The 12,089-nt window shown below is 69.2% G+C and carries 12 protein-coding genes; 9 read left to right on the top strand and 3 right to left on the bottom strand.

Annotated elements, in window-relative coordinates:
* Position 1 precedes the first annotated feature (1 nt).
* From EGT29_RS26905 to EGT29_RS26880, 6 genes are read left to right on the top strand one after another with little or no spacing between them, the layout of a single operon-like run.
* Positions 2–907: a branched-chain amino acid ABC transporter permease gene (locus EGT29_RS26905; protein ID WP_124691879.1), complete on the top strand. Its 906-nt coding sequence runs from the start codon at positions 2–4 to the stop codon at positions 905–907.
* A 5-nt stretch (positions 908–912) separates the two neighbouring features.
* On the top strand, positions 913–1,929 hold the full coding sequence (locus tag EGT29_RS26900; protein WP_124691878.1) for a branched-chain amino acid ABC transporter permease: 1,017 nt from the start codon (positions 913–915) through the stop codon (positions 1,927–1,929).
* A 7-nt stretch (positions 1,930–1,936) separates the two neighbouring features.
* The gene (locus EGT29_RS26895) at positions 1,937–2,689 is read left to right on the top strand and encodes an ABC transporter ATP-binding protein (protein WP_124692533.1); all 753 of its coding nucleotides are present in this window, start codon (positions 1,937–1,939) and stop codon (positions 2,687–2,689) included.
* Positions 2,683–3,381, top strand: a complete 699-nt coding sequence (locus EGT29_RS26890) for an ABC transporter ATP-binding protein (protein WP_124691877.1) — start codon at positions 2,683–2,685, stop codon at positions 3,379–3,381. Before EGT29_RS26895 ends, EGT29_RS26890 begins: the two co-directional genes overlap by 7 nt.
* Positions 3,382–3,400: 19 nt before the next feature.
* Positions 3,401–4,453 carry a carbon-nitrogen hydrolase family protein gene (locus EGT29_RS26885; protein WP_124691876.1) on the top strand — a complete coding sequence of 351 codons (1,053 nt, stop codon included), beginning with the start codon at positions 3,401–3,403 and terminating at the stop codon, positions 4,451–4,453.
* A gap of 47 nt (positions 4,454–4,500) precedes the next feature.
* Positions 4,501–5,292: a GntR family transcriptional regulator gene (locus EGT29_RS26880; protein ID WP_124691875.1), complete on the top strand. Its 792-nt coding sequence runs from the start codon at positions 4,501–4,503 to the stop codon at positions 5,290–5,292.
* Between the two features lie 18 nt (positions 5,293–5,310).
* On the opposite strand, the gene EGT29_RS26875 is transcribed toward EGT29_RS26880, so the two are convergent.
* Positions 5,311–6,918 carry a sulfatase gene (locus tag EGT29_RS26875; protein WP_124691874.1) on the bottom strand — a complete coding sequence of 536 codons (1,608 nt, stop codon included), beginning with the start codon at positions 6,916–6,918 and terminating at the stop codon, positions 5,311–5,313.
* 78 nt (positions 6,919–6,996) lie between these two features.
* Here EGT29_RS26875 and EGT29_RS26870 point away from each other — a divergent pair, with 78 nt between their 5' ends.
* Genes EGT29_RS26870 through EGT29_RS26860 form a run of 3 tightly spaced genes read left to right on the top strand, consistent with a single transcriptional unit; the run spans position 6,997 to position 9,415 of the window.
* Positions 6,997–7,986, top strand: coding sequence for a tripartite tricarboxylate transporter substrate binding protein (locus tag EGT29_RS26870; RefSeq protein WP_161567997.1), 990 nt, complete (start codon positions 6,997–6,999; stop codon positions 7,984–7,986).
* A 59-nt stretch (positions 7,987–8,045) separates the two neighbouring features.
* Complete coding sequence (locus EGT29_RS26865) at positions 8,046–8,927, top strand: alpha/beta hydrolase (protein ID WP_124691872.1); 882 nt, start codon at positions 8,046–8,048, stop codon at positions 8,925–8,927.
* Positions 8,924–9,415 (top strand): MarR family winged helix-turn-helix transcriptional regulator, encoded by a 492-nt coding sequence (locus EGT29_RS26860; RefSeq protein WP_124691871.1) that lies wholly within the window; start codon positions 8,924–8,926, stop codon positions 9,413–9,415. Before EGT29_RS26865 ends, EGT29_RS26860 begins: the two co-directional genes overlap by 4 nt.
* A gap of 6 nt (positions 9,416–9,421) precedes the next feature.
* Here EGT29_RS26860 and EGT29_RS26855 read toward each other — a convergent pair whose 3' ends face one another.
* On the bottom strand, positions 9,422–10,825 hold the full coding sequence (locus EGT29_RS26855; RefSeq protein ID WP_124691870.1) for an MFS transporter: 1,404 nt from the start codon (positions 10,823–10,825) through the stop codon (positions 9,422–9,424).
* 60 nt (positions 10,826–10,885) lie between these two features.
* A complete protein-coding gene (locus EGT29_RS26850) occupies positions 10,886–12,004 on the bottom strand; it encodes an NAD(P)/FAD-dependent oxidoreductase (RefSeq protein ID WP_124691869.1) in 1,119 nt (372 codons plus the stop codon).
* Between the last annotated feature and the right edge of the window lie 85 nt (positions 12,005–12,089).

Here is a 12,089-nt window from a genome sequence, read left to right as displayed (position 1 = left end):
CATGGCGCTGCTATTCGAACAGCTGCTGAACGGCCTGCAATTCGGCGCCATGCTCTTCATGCTGGCGTCGGGCCTGACCCTGATCTTCGGCATCATGGGGGTCATCAACCTGACCCACGGGTCGTTCTACATGGTCGGCGCCTATTGCGGTGCGTTCGCGCTGGCCCATACCAACTCCTTCGCCGCCGGCGCGGTGGCGGGCCTGGCCGGCGCCGCGCTGTACGGATTGCTGGTGGAGTTCACGGTGATCCGGCGCCTGTACAAGCGCGACCACCTGTACCAGGTGCTGGCCACCTTCGGGCTGATCCTGTTCACCAACGAGGCGGTCAGCATGATCTTCGGGCGCCAGCCGCCCATGGTCGAGATCCCGGATTTCCTGCAGGGCACGGTGCCGCTCGCGCCGGGCTTCCAGTATCCGCTGATGCGCCTGGCCTTCATCGTGGTGGGCGCGCTGGTGGCGCTGGGGCTGTGGTTCCTGATCAACCGGACGCGCGTGGGCATGCTGGTGCGCGCCGGTGCCGACGACCGCGAGATGGTGGACGCGCTGGGCATCGACATCCAGAAGCTCTACAGCGTGGTGTTCGGCCTGGGCGCGCTGCTGTGCGGCCTGGCCGGAGTGATGGCGGCGCCGCTGCTGGCGGTGGAGATCGGCATGGGCGAGCGCGTGCTGATCACGACCTTCGTGGTCATCGTGATCGGCGGCGTGGGCTCGGTGCGCGGGGCGATGGCCGGCGCGCTGCTGGTCGGCATGGTCGACAGCCTGGGCCGCGCCTATTTCCCGCAGCTGCTGGGGGCGATGCTGTCGCCCGAGGTGGCCGACATGCTGGCGGCCGGGCTGGTATCGGCCAGCGTCTACGTACTGATGGCATTGGTGCTGATCTTCCGACCGAAGGGACTCCTGGGATGAACCGGATGAGTGGAATCGCGGTACCCGGGCGCGGCGCGGCGGGCTTGTTCACGCAATGGAACCGCCGGGCCGTGTTCGGCTGGGTGGGCCTGTTGCTGCTGGCCCTCGTGCCGGTGGCTTCGCACGCCACCGACACGCCCTACCTGATCAACGCGATGACGCGTTTCGTCATCTACGGGCTGGCGGCGGTCAGCCTGGACCTGGTGCTGGGCTACGGCGCACTGATCAGCTTCGGCCACGCCATGTTCTTCGGGCTGGGCGGCTACGTGGTGGCCATCGTCACCTTCCATGCGGTCGAGGCCGGGCCGCTGTTCGGCTGGGCCGGCAGCACGCAGGCGCTGGTCGTCTGGCCCATCGCGCTGGCTTGCTGCGCGCTGCTGGGCTGGGGCGTGGGCTACCTGGCGCTGCGCACCAGCGGGGTGCAGTTCATCATGATCACCCTGGCCTTCGGCCAGATGGTGTACTTCATCCTGGTGTCGCTGCAGGTGTACGGCGGCGACGACGGCCTGATGATGTCGCAGCGCAGCCAGTTGCCGGGCATCGACCTGGCGGACCCGGTCAGCTTCTATTACGTCAGCCTGGCGGTGCTGGCGCTATGGACCCTCTTCTGCGTGAAGCTGGTCAACTCGCGCTACGGCATGGTGCTGCAGGCGCTGCGCCAGAGCGAGCGGCGCGCGGTCAACCTGGGCGTGGCGCCCATGCCGTACCGGCTCAGCGCCTTCGTGATCTCGGCGGTGGGCACCGGCATGGCCGGCATCCTGTGGGCCAACTACGCGGAGCTGGTCACGCCCGACATGGCGGCGTGGACCAAGTCGGGCGAACTGATGGCCATCGTCATCCTGGGCGGCGTGGGCACCCTGCTGGGGCCGATCGCCGGCGCCGCCGTGTTCCTGGGCCTGGAGCAGGCCTTGTCGGCCTGGACCGAGCACTGGATGTTCATCATGGGTCCCATCCTGGTGCTGGTGGTGCTGGCCGGCAAGCACGGGCTCTTCGGCCACTGGCTGGGGAAGCGCCATGGATAGCGCGGTCATGGAAGAAGTGTTGCTGGACGTGCGGGGCCTGCGCAAGTCCTTCGGCGCGGTGGCGGCCACGCAGGACGTGGACCTGACCGTGCGGGCGGGCGAGATCCATGCGCTGATCGGTCCCAACGGCGCGGGCAAGTCCACGCTGATCACGCAGATCTGCGGCGAGATCCGGCCCGATGCGGGCCAGATCCACCTTGCCGGGTGCGACGTGACGGCGATGCCGGCCTACGAGCGGGCGCGGCGCGGCCTGGGGCGGTCGTTCCAGATCACCCAGCTGTGCCTGGAGTACACCGCCATCGAGAACGTCATGCTGTCGCTGACGGTGGGCCCGCGCACGATCTTCTCGATCTGGTCCGATCCCCGGCGCGACGCGAAGCTGGCCGGGCGCGCGCAATCGTGGCTGGAGCGCGTGGGGCTGGCCGACCGTGCCGACGTGCCGGCGGCCGACATGGCCCATGGCGAGCGGCGCCAGCTGGAACTGGCGGTGGCGCTGGCGCGCGAGCCGCGCCTGCTGCTGCTGGACGAGCCCATGGCCGGCATGGGGCCGGAGGAATCGGCGCGGATGACGCGGCTCCTGGCCGGCATGCGCGAACGCTACGGCATCCTGTTGGTGGAGCACGACATGGACGCGGTGTTCGCGCTGGCCGACCGCATCAGCGTGCTGGTCTACGGCAAGCTCATATTCACCGGCAGCTGCGACGAGGTGCGCCAGCATCCCGAGGTGCGCAGCGCCTATCTGGGAGACACGGCATGCTGAGCGTGGACGGCATCCGGGCGGGATACGGATCGAGCGAGGTGCTGTTCGGCCTGTCGTTCGAGGCCGGGCAGGGCGAGGTCGTGTCGCTGATCGGCCGCAACGGCATGGGCAAGACCACCACCGTGCGCACGCTGATGGGCATGCTGCCCGCGCGCGCCGGCCGCGTCGCCATCCAGGGCCGGGACCTCGCCAACCAGGCGCCGCATACGGTGGCGCGGCTGGGCGTGGGCCTGGTGCCCGAGGGGCGGCGGGTGTTCGGCTCGCTCACGGTGGAGGAAAACCTGGTCGCCACGCGCCGCGCCAGCCGCGGCGCCACGGCGTGGGACCTGCCCCGCATCTATCAGCTCTTTCCCCGGCTGGGCGAGCGGCGCCGCCAGTCGTCGCGCACGCTGTCGGGCGGCGAACAGCAGATGCTGGCCATCGGCCGCGCGCTGATGACCAATCCGCTATTGCTGGTGCTGGACGAGGCCACCGAGGGCCTGGCGCCCATCATCCGCCAGGAGATCTGGCGCTGCCTGGACGTGCTCACGCGCGAAGGGTTGACCATCGTGGTGATAGACAAGAACCTGGCCGAGATGCGCGCGCTGGTCGACCGCCACCATATCGTCGAGAAAGGGCGGGTGGTGTGGGCGGGCACGCCGGACGAGCTGGCGGGCCAGCCGGAACTGGCCCAGCGCTATCTGGGACTCTGATCAAGGACGCGAGAACATCATGCTGAATCTCCCCCGTTTCAAGGCCGCGGCCGTGCAGGCCGCCCCGGTTTTCCTGGACACCGACGCCACCGTGGACAAGGTGTGCGCGCTGATCGAGGAAGCCGCCGGCAACGGCGCCTCGCTGGTGGCCTTCCCCGAGGTGTTCGTGGCCGGCTACCCGTACTGGAACTGGATCATGACGCCCATCGAGGGCAGCCCCTGGTTCGAGAAGCTGTGCCGCAGCGCCATCGAGATCCCCGGTCCCGAGATCCGGCGCATCGCCGCCGCCGCCCAGGCCTGCAAGGTGCACGTGGTGGTGGGCGTGAACGAGCGGGCCGCGCACGGCCTGGGCACGATCTACAACACCCTGGTCACCATCGGCCCCGACGGCAAGCTGCTGGGCCGCCACCGCAAGCTGGTGCCGACCTGGGCCGAGAAGCTGACCTGGGCCAACGGCGACGGTTCCTCGCTGCGCGTGCACGACACCGCCATCGGCCGGCTGGGCGCGCTGGCCTGCGGCGAGAACACCAACACGCTGGCGCGCTTCGCGCTGCTGGCGCAGGGCGAGCTGGTGCACGTGGCCAGCTACATCTCGCTGCCGGTGGCGCCGGCCGACTACGACATGGCCGAGGCCATACGGGTGCGCGCCGCCGCCCACAGCTTCGAGGGCAAGGTCTACACGGTGGTGTCGTGCTCGACCATCTCGGAAGAGATCGTCGAGGCCATGGCGGCCTCCCATCCGCACACCCGCGACCTGCTGCGCCGCTCGAACAGCGCGTTCTCCGGCATCCTGGGGCCGGACGGCCGGGTCATCGGCGAACCACTGATCGACCGCGAGGGCATTGTCTACGCCGACGTGGACCTGTCGCGCTGCATCCAGCCGCGCCAGATGCACGACATCATCGGCCACTACAACCGCTTCGACGTGTTCGACCTGCGCGTGAACCGGCGCACCCAGCAGCCCGCGCAGTTCCTGGACGATCCCGATCCGCTGCCGGGCGAGTCCCTGGACGCCGCGCAGCCGTCCGCGAGCGTGCCCGGCGGCGGCGAATTATCATCTGGGAAGTTCTGAATCCACCGCCCGCCGTATGGCGGCGGGCCTTGCCCAGGAGAAGCGAGTTGAAACCACGAGTGAAGGCGACCCGGCAGGAGTCCGGACTGCCTTACGATGCGCCGGACGGCGAGGTCGAGGAAATCACCCTGGCCGAGCAGGTCTACCGTTCGCTGCGGCGCGATCTCATCTCGGGGGACATCGAGCCTGGGCAGTCCCTGCGCCTGGAGTTCCTGAAACAACGCTACGGCATCAGCTTCTCGCCCATCCGCGAGGCGCTGAACCGCCTGCAGAGCGAACGCATGGTGGTGTCGACCGCCTCGCGCGGCTTCCGGGTCGCGCCGTTCTCGCGCGAGGAAATGTGGGATGCGGCCGAGACCCGCATCCTGATCGATTGCGAGGCCATGCGCCGTTCGCTCAAGAACGGCGACGACGTCTGGGAAACCCGCCTGGTGGCGGCCTACCATGCGCTCAACCTGGCCGCCCGGCGCGTCCACGACATGCCGGCGCCCGACGACGAGGCCAGCGAGCTGCTGGAGCAGCGCCACCTGGATTTCCATCGCGCCCTGATCGCGGCCTGTGGCTCGCGCTGGCTGATGGAGCTGTCGGTGCAGTTGTACACCCAGACCGAACGCTACCGCCGCCCCACGCTGCGCGGCCGCTCGGGCTGGGGCGACGTGGGCCGCGACGTCGGCCGCGAGCACCAGGACCTGATGGATGCCGCGCTGGCGCGCGACAGCAAGCGCGCCGTCGCGCTGCTGGCCGAGCACTACCGCAAGACGGTGGCGCTGATCGAACGCTTCGCGCCCTTCAAGGACCTTGCCTCCGGCGAGACCGGCGAACCGTTGGCAACCTCCTGAGCACGGCGGCCGTGGGCGTCAGGCCCGGTGGGCGGGCCGGGGACTGGTCTCCGCATGCTCGATCTGCAGCTTCACCAGGCGGGTCATCAGTTCCAGCTTGAGCGCGCACGCCTCGGGTTGGTCCCACAGATTGCGCAGTTCGTGGGGATCCCGCTCCAGGTCATAAAGCTCGCCCCAGTCTCCCTCGGCGAAGACGCTCATGCGGTGGCTGGACGTGACGACGGTGCGGACCTTGACCGGTTGATCGAATCCCAGGAAGGCGCGCTGCTGGTTCTCCTCGATCAGCACTGCATCCCGTCCGCTCGCGCGGGGCGCGCCCTGGCGCGTGACCAGCGGCCGGCCCTGGGAGCCGTTCGGAGGCATGATGCCCGCGCGCTGCAGGATGGAGGCGGGCAGGTCGATCGCGCTGGCCAGGTCGTCCCTGGTGCATGATTGCCGAGCCGGAGCCCCGCCCGGCTCGCGCCAGATCAGGGGTACGCGGACCAGTCCCTGGTAGTGCAGCGGTCCCTTGAGCATGATGCCATGGTCGCCCATCAGGTCTCCATGGTCGGACGTGAAGACGACCACCGTGTTCTCGTCGGCGCCCACCGCGCGCAAGGTCTGCATCACCATGCCGATGCGATCGTCCACATTGGTGATCATGCCGTAGGTCAGCGCGATCATTTCCCTGACCTCCCGCTCGGAGGCGGCGAACAGCCGAGGGCCGTCCAGGGCGGCCTGGCCGCGCTGGCGTTCCTCCCGCAGCCAGCGCACATGGCGGGGTTGATCGGCGTGGGCCATGCTTTCCGGCAGCGGCATCGCCGCCGGATCGTACATATCCCAATACCTGCCCGGCGGCGTCCAGGGGTGGTGCGGATCGGGAAACGAACATACGAGGGCGAACGGCTGCCCGGGCCGCTGTCGGGCATGCCGCTCCAGCCACGCCGTGGTCTGGCTGGCGACATAGTGCGTGGGATAGGCTTCTTCGTCGAGGTGGGTGCGCCAGGCCTGCGGCGCCACGTAGCGTGGATCGCGCAGGCCGTGTTCGCGTCCCATCCGCGCGGCCGCTTCGGGATGCTCCCGTTGCAGCCACCGGAGGTAGTCGCCGAAGCACTCGTCCGCATGGTTGTTGCAGTACACGACTTCCTGGAATCCGTAATAGGGCAGGCGCAGGCGGTGATCCGGATTCTCCCAGCTCGATCGAAGCTCCTGCCTGTACAGCGCCGGATCGACCGTGCCGCGCCGCGCTTCCGCGAGCGACGCGGACGGCGACGAGATGCCCGGTTCCGGCACCGGCGGCGGCAGCATGGAAGGATGGTCCTCGAGCGGCTGGAAGTGGCTCTTGCCGATCAGGGCCGTGCGGTAACCCGACTCGGCCAGCAGGTCCGCGAACGTGACGGTTTCCAGGGGCAGCGGGATGCCGTTGCCCCGCACCCCGTGCACCGACGGCATCCGGCCGGTCAGCATGGAGCTTCGGTTCGGCATGCAGACGGGATTGGCGACGTAGGCGCGTTCGAAGCGCATGCCGTCGCCGGCGAGCTGGTCGATATGCGGCGTGCGTACGATCGGGTTGCCGTAGCAGCCGAGGTGGTTCGCGCGATGCTGGTCGGTGATGAAGATGAGAAAGTTCGGACGCGCTGCGGTCATCGTTCGTATCCGTCCATTGATTTGTCTTGATGCTCGAGCTAACATGTTAACATGTCAATGTCGTGGATGAGGCCGGTCATGAAGCGTCGATCTTTCATTGCATCTGGCGCCGCCGGCGCCTGCGGCGTGGGGCGGGTCCCCTCCGCTTTCGCCCAGGCTCGATCGGACGCGCTGCTCAAATGGGTGGTCGGCTTCGCCCCGGGCGCGGGCAGCGACACGGTGGCGCGGACCATTGCCCAGTTCGTCGGGCGGGGACTGGATGTCCCGGTCATCGTCGAAAACAAGCCCGGCGCGGCGGGGGGCATCGCGGCCGCCGCGGTGGCCAGGGCGCCGGCGGACGGCAACACGGTCCTGACCGTCGACAACGCCATGATGACGTCGATTCCGTTCCTGTACGAAAAAATCGGCTACGACCCCGCGCGGTCCTTCACGCCGCTCGTCATGATAGGCACGCTGCCGTTCGTGCTGGCCGTGCCGGCACAGCGGGGCGTCGCGGATGCGCCGGCGCTGTTCCGGCAACTGCGCGCCAGGTCCGGCGCGTTGTCCTATGGGTCGCCCGGCATCGGTTCCCCGCACCATCTGGCAACGGAAATGCTGCTGGAATCGATAGGCGCCACGGCGCTGCACGTTCCGTACAAGGGGGTGGCGCCCCTCGTGACCGACCTGCTCGGGGGGCAGCTGGACTTCGCCCTGCTCGGCGTTGCCGGGGCCCTGCCGCATTTCCGGTCGGGCGGGCTGCGCCCGCTCGCTATCGGCCGCGCGGCGCGACTGCCGGAATTGTCCAGGGTGCCGACGCTGCGGGAAGCCGGGGTGGAGAAATTCGATGCGACTGCCTGGCAGATGGTCGTCGCGCCGTCGGGCACGCCCCCGCCGCGCGTGACGGAATTGACGGCGGCGCTACGCAAGGCACTGGCCGATCCGGAGGTGCGCTCGCGCCTGGCCGCGATGGGAGTTGAACTGGACACGGAGCCGCTGCTGACGCGCGCAGGCGGGCTGCGAGCCTATCTGGATGGAGAAATCGGCGCCGGCCGTGATCTGATCAGACGCCGCGGGATCAAGGTCGAGTGAGAAAATGTCGGTCGAGCCGGTGTACGATTTCCTTCCACCCGGATTAGGAATCGACCCGCATGCCCAGCCAGCCTGACCTGCTGTTCGCCGACCTGGCGCAGCGCGCCGTGCAGTACAACGCCCGCGCCTCGGTGCCCGACTTCGACGCCTGCGTGTGCGAATACGCCGAGCTGGCCGAGGCGGCGCGCGAGCGCTGCGCCGCGGTACGCGACCTGCAATACGGCATGGGCGCGGCCGAACGCCTGGACATCTTCCTGCCCGCGGCCGCGCGCCAGCCGGCGCCCGTGTTCGTGTTCATCCACGGCGGCTACTGGCGTTCGCAAACCAAGGAAGACGCGCCCATCATGGCGCCGGCGTTCAACGCCGCCGGCGTGGCCGTGGCGCCGGTCGAATACACGCTGCTGCCCGAAGCCACGCTGGGCGAGACCGTGCGCCAGGTGCGTTCGGCCGTGGCCTGGATTTACCACCATGCCGACCGCTACGGGCTGGACCGCGACCGCATCCACGTGGGCGGCAGTTCGGCGGGGGGCCACCTGGCCGGCATGCTGGCCGCCACCGGCTGGCAGGACAAGTACCGCGTGCCCGACGACGTGATCAAGGGCGTGCTGGCGCTGAGCGGCCTGTTCGACCTGCGGCCGCTGTGCGACATCAACATCAACGAATGGCTGCGGCTGTACCCGGACCAGGCCGAGCGCCTGAGCCCGATGTTCTCGCCGCCGCGCCGCGGCTTGCCGGTGATCACGGCCGTGGGCGGGCTGGAGACCGACGGTTTCAAGCACCAGACCGCTGCCTACGAGGCCGCGTGCCGCGAGGCCGGAGCGGAGGTGACGCGGGTCGAGGCGGCGCACTGCAACCACTTCAACCTGCTGTGCGAACTGGCGAAGGCGGATAGTCCGCTGACGCGGGTCACGCTGGAGATGATCGGGTCAGAGCCGTCATGAACCAGCCCGCCTCGCCTCGTTCGCCGCTTGCCACGCCGGCCCAGGCCGAAGGCTACCTGCCGCATGCCCTGAGCCGGCTCATGAACGGACTGAACGCGCGCCTGATGAAGGCGCTGCGGCCCACCGACCTGACCATCCAGCAGTTTCGCGTCATGCAGTTCCTGCGCTGGGTGGACGTGGCCTCGATCAGCGAGATCTGCAAGGGCACCGTCATCGAGCAATCGGTGGTCAGTCGCATCGTCGACCAACTCCAGCAGCGTGGCTTCGCCTCGCGCAGCCGCAGCGCCGCCAGCGGCCGGGTGGTCGAGGTCAGGCTGACGGCGGTGGGCGTGGCGGTGTACGACGCGCTCGATCCGCAGGCGCGCAGGATCGTCGAGGTTACCGCGTCGGTGCTCGAGCCGGCCGAGCAGCGGCAGTTGCATGCCTTGCTGGGCCGCTTGTTCGAACAGGTACAGAAGCTGGAACAGGAAGACGGCGACCAGGCCTGACCACCGTCAGGCGTGCAATTGCTCCAGCACCTTGCCGCGCGTCTCGATGCCCAGCCAGGCCACGGCTAGCGCCGTCAGCAGCGGCACCGCGCCCAGCACGTAGAACGCCAGGTCCATGCTGCCCTGGGCCATCAGCGCGGCCACGATCATGGGCGCGATCATGGCCGAGAGCTTGACCCAGGTTCCGCCCAGGCCGCATCCCAGCGCGCGGATGCTGGTGGGATACATCTCGGGCGTATAGACGTAGGAAATGATGAAGCCGCAGGCCAGGAAGCCCCAGGCCAGCGAGCACAGCGTCGCCACGACGTAGATGCTTTGCGCGGACAGCGCGCCGGCCAGCGCCAGCGTGACGGCGCACAGCAGGAAGGCGGCGACGATGACGGGCTTGCGGCCGAACCTGTCCACGGTCAGCGCCGCCACCAGCGAACCCACCACGCCCAGCGCCGATGCCCCCAGCGACAGGTTCAGCGCCTGTTGCAGCGGCACCTTGTAGACCGTCTGGTAGATGGTGGGCAGCCAGGTCGACAGGCCATACTGGATGAAGCCGCAAGAAGACCACAGCAGCGCCACGACGACGTTGCGGCTCAGGTAGGCCCGGCTGAACAGGTCGCGCACGGTGCGGCGCGGATGGGACGCGAGCATGGCGTCGTAGCGGTGCGCGTCTTCCGGTTCGGCCAGCGCCACGCGGGCGCTGGATTCGAAGCGCGCCAGCGCGGTGTCGGCATCGGCCAGCCGCCCCTTCTCGGCCAGCCAGCGGGGCGACTCGGGAATCACGCGCGGCAGCACGAACATCAGGATCACGGGCACGCCGCCCAGGTAGTACATGATCTCCCAGCCGTGGCGCGGTACCAGCCACGCGCCCAGGGCGGCCGAGGCCAGCAAGCCGATGGGGTAGATGATCTCGTACAGCAGCACGAAGCGGCCACGATTGCGGGCGCGGGTGATCTCGTTGATGTAGGTGGCGGCCACCGGCAGCTCGCCGCCCAGGCCTATGCCCTGTATCACCCGCAGCAGCAGGAAGATCTCGAACGAGGGCGCGAAGCCGCAGGCGATGCTGGTGATGCCGATGATGCCCGAGCTGTAGGCAATGGCGCGCACACGGCCGTGGCGCTGAGCGTACAGGGGAAAGAGAAAGGTGCCGATCAGCTGGCCGACCGCCGCCGCGGCGATCAACAGGCCGATCTGCGTCGAATTCAGGCCCCATTGCTTGATCAGCAGCGGCAGCGTGGTGGCGATCGCGATGGCGTCGAAGCCGTCGAAGAAAGTGGCCATGCCCACCAGCAGCCGCGCGCGTATCTGCATGCTGCTGGCGGTCAGGCGCTCGATGCGGGCGATGATGTGGCCGCTGGTCAAGAGCGGCGCGCGCCGGCCGTCGGCCGCGGCGCCCAGGGAAAGATCGGAAACACCCATGAGTATCCCCTGTCGGGTTGATCGTGAATGGCGGGAAGGCCGGCGGAGCGAGGCCGTGCTTCAGGTTCCGGTCGGGGAATGGTGGGCGGTGCGCATGCGCTGCTGGAGCAGCCAGTGCGAGCGGCCGGCCAGGTTGAACGTGAAGGACCGCAGCCGTTCCGGCCACCGGCCCACCGCGCCGTAGAAGCGCGAGACGCGCTGCGTGTGTTCGGTCAGCGGCCGTTCGCGCGCTTCCCAGCGCCGCAGCGCGCTGCCCAGGTCGGGGTCCTGGTCCACCGCGACCGCCAGGCCCAGCGCGTTCATCATGGCGCAGCCGCCGCCCTGGCCCAGGTTGGGGGCTTGGGCGTGCGCGGCATCGCCCACCACCGCCACCCGGCCCGACGACCACGTGCGCAGGTGAATGGTCTCGAACGGATCCCAGCGCCCCAGCGTGCCGATGCGCTCGAGCAGCGGCCGCAGGTGCGGAAACGAGGCGCCCCAGGCGCGCGTATCCAGCGGCAGGGCACGGCCGGCGGTGTCGTCCAGCAGCGTCGTCAGCGCCAGATACAGCCATGGCTTGCCGCAGGGTACGTACAGCAGCCGGCGCTTGCCCGACCAGTGTTCGACGATCTCGTCGGCGGCATCGACGGCGTCGCCGCGCCGGGGCATCAGCACGCGGATGGCACCGTCGCCCATGGTGACGCGCGACTTCAAGAGGCCCAGCGCATCGCGGATGCGCGAGTTCACGCCATCGGCGGCGACGACCAGGTCGGCGGTGGCGCGCTCGCCGCTGGCCAGCGTCAGTTCGCCGCGCGGCGTGGCCGACACCACCTCGGAGTTCATGACGATTTCGGCGCCGGCGCGCCGCGCCGCCTGGGCCACCGCTTCCAGCAACTGCTGCCGGACCACGGTGTAGACCCGGCCGTCCTGGCTGGTGTTCAGGCGGGCCAGCAGCCTGCCCTGGGCGTCGCGGGTCTCGCGTGCCGGGGCCTGGTGCCCGCCCGCCACGGCTTCGTCGTAGGCGCCGATGGCGCGCAACACCTTCAGGCCGTTCTCGAAGATGAAGATGCCGGCGCCGGCGGTGCGCAGGCTGCCCGCCCGTTCATGCACTCGGACCGACCAGCCGCGCTGCGCCAGCGCGGCCGCCGCGGTCAGGCCCGCGAAGCCGGCTCCGGAGATTTCTGCGTGACGCCTTGCCATCTGCTGACTCCTGGGGGGCGAGCGGTTCTCGCCATGACGGCTAAGTTAGTCCCTTTGTTTTATATATGCAATTACATTTAAATGT

It is taken from the genome of Pigmentiphaga sp. H8 (genome assembly GCF_003854895.1).
Classification (GTDB): domain Bacteria; phylum Pseudomonadota; class Gammaproteobacteria; order Burkholderiales; family Burkholderiaceae_B; genus Pigmentiphaga.
This window is presented reverse-complemented; position numbering and strand designations above follow the sequence as displayed.

Excerpts from the sequence above, each read along its gene's own strand:
- EGT29_RS26905 (WP_124691879.1), top strand. The coding sequence starts at position 2 with ATGGCGCTGCTATTCGAACAGCTGCTGAACGGCCTGCAATTCGGCGCC.
- EGT29_RS26900 (WP_124691878.1), top strand. The coding sequence starts at position 913 with ATGAGTGGAATCGCGGTACCCGGGCGCGGCGCGGCGGGCTTGTTCACG.
- EGT29_RS26895 (WP_124692533.1), top strand. The coding sequence starts at position 1,937 with ATGGAAGAAGTGTTGCTGGACGTGCGGGGCCTGCGCAAGTCCTTCGGC.
- EGT29_RS26890 (WP_124691877.1), top strand. The coding sequence starts at position 2,683 with ATGCTGAGCGTGGACGGCATCCGGGCGGGATACGGATCGAGCGAGGTG.
- EGT29_RS26885 (WP_124691876.1), top strand. The coding sequence starts at position 3,401 with ATGCTGAATCTCCCCCGTTTCAAGGCCGCGGCCGTGCAGGCCGCCCCG.
- EGT29_RS26875 (WP_124691874.1), bottom strand. The coding sequence starts at position 6,918 with ATGACCGCAGCGCGTCCGAACTTTCTCATCTTCATCACCGACCAGCAT.
- EGT29_RS26870 (WP_161567997.1), top strand. The coding sequence starts at position 6,997 with ATGAAGCGTCGATCTTTCATTGCATCTGGCGCCGCCGGCGCCTGCGGC.
- EGT29_RS26865 (WP_124691872.1), top strand. The coding sequence starts at position 8,046 with ATGCCCAGCCAGCCTGACCTGCTGTTCGCCGACCTGGCGCAGCGCGCC.
- EGT29_RS26860 (WP_124691871.1), top strand. The coding sequence starts at position 8,924 with ATGAACCAGCCCGCCTCGCCTCGTTCGCCGCTTGCCACGCCGGCCCAG.
- EGT29_RS26855 (WP_124691870.1), bottom strand. The coding sequence starts at position 10,825 with ATGGGTGTTTCCGATCTTTCCCTGGGCGCCGCGGCCGACGGCCGGCGC.
- EGT29_RS26850 (WP_124691869.1), bottom strand. The coding sequence starts at position 12,004 with ATGGCAAGGCGTCACGCAGAAATCTCCGGAGCCGGCTTCGCGGGCCTG.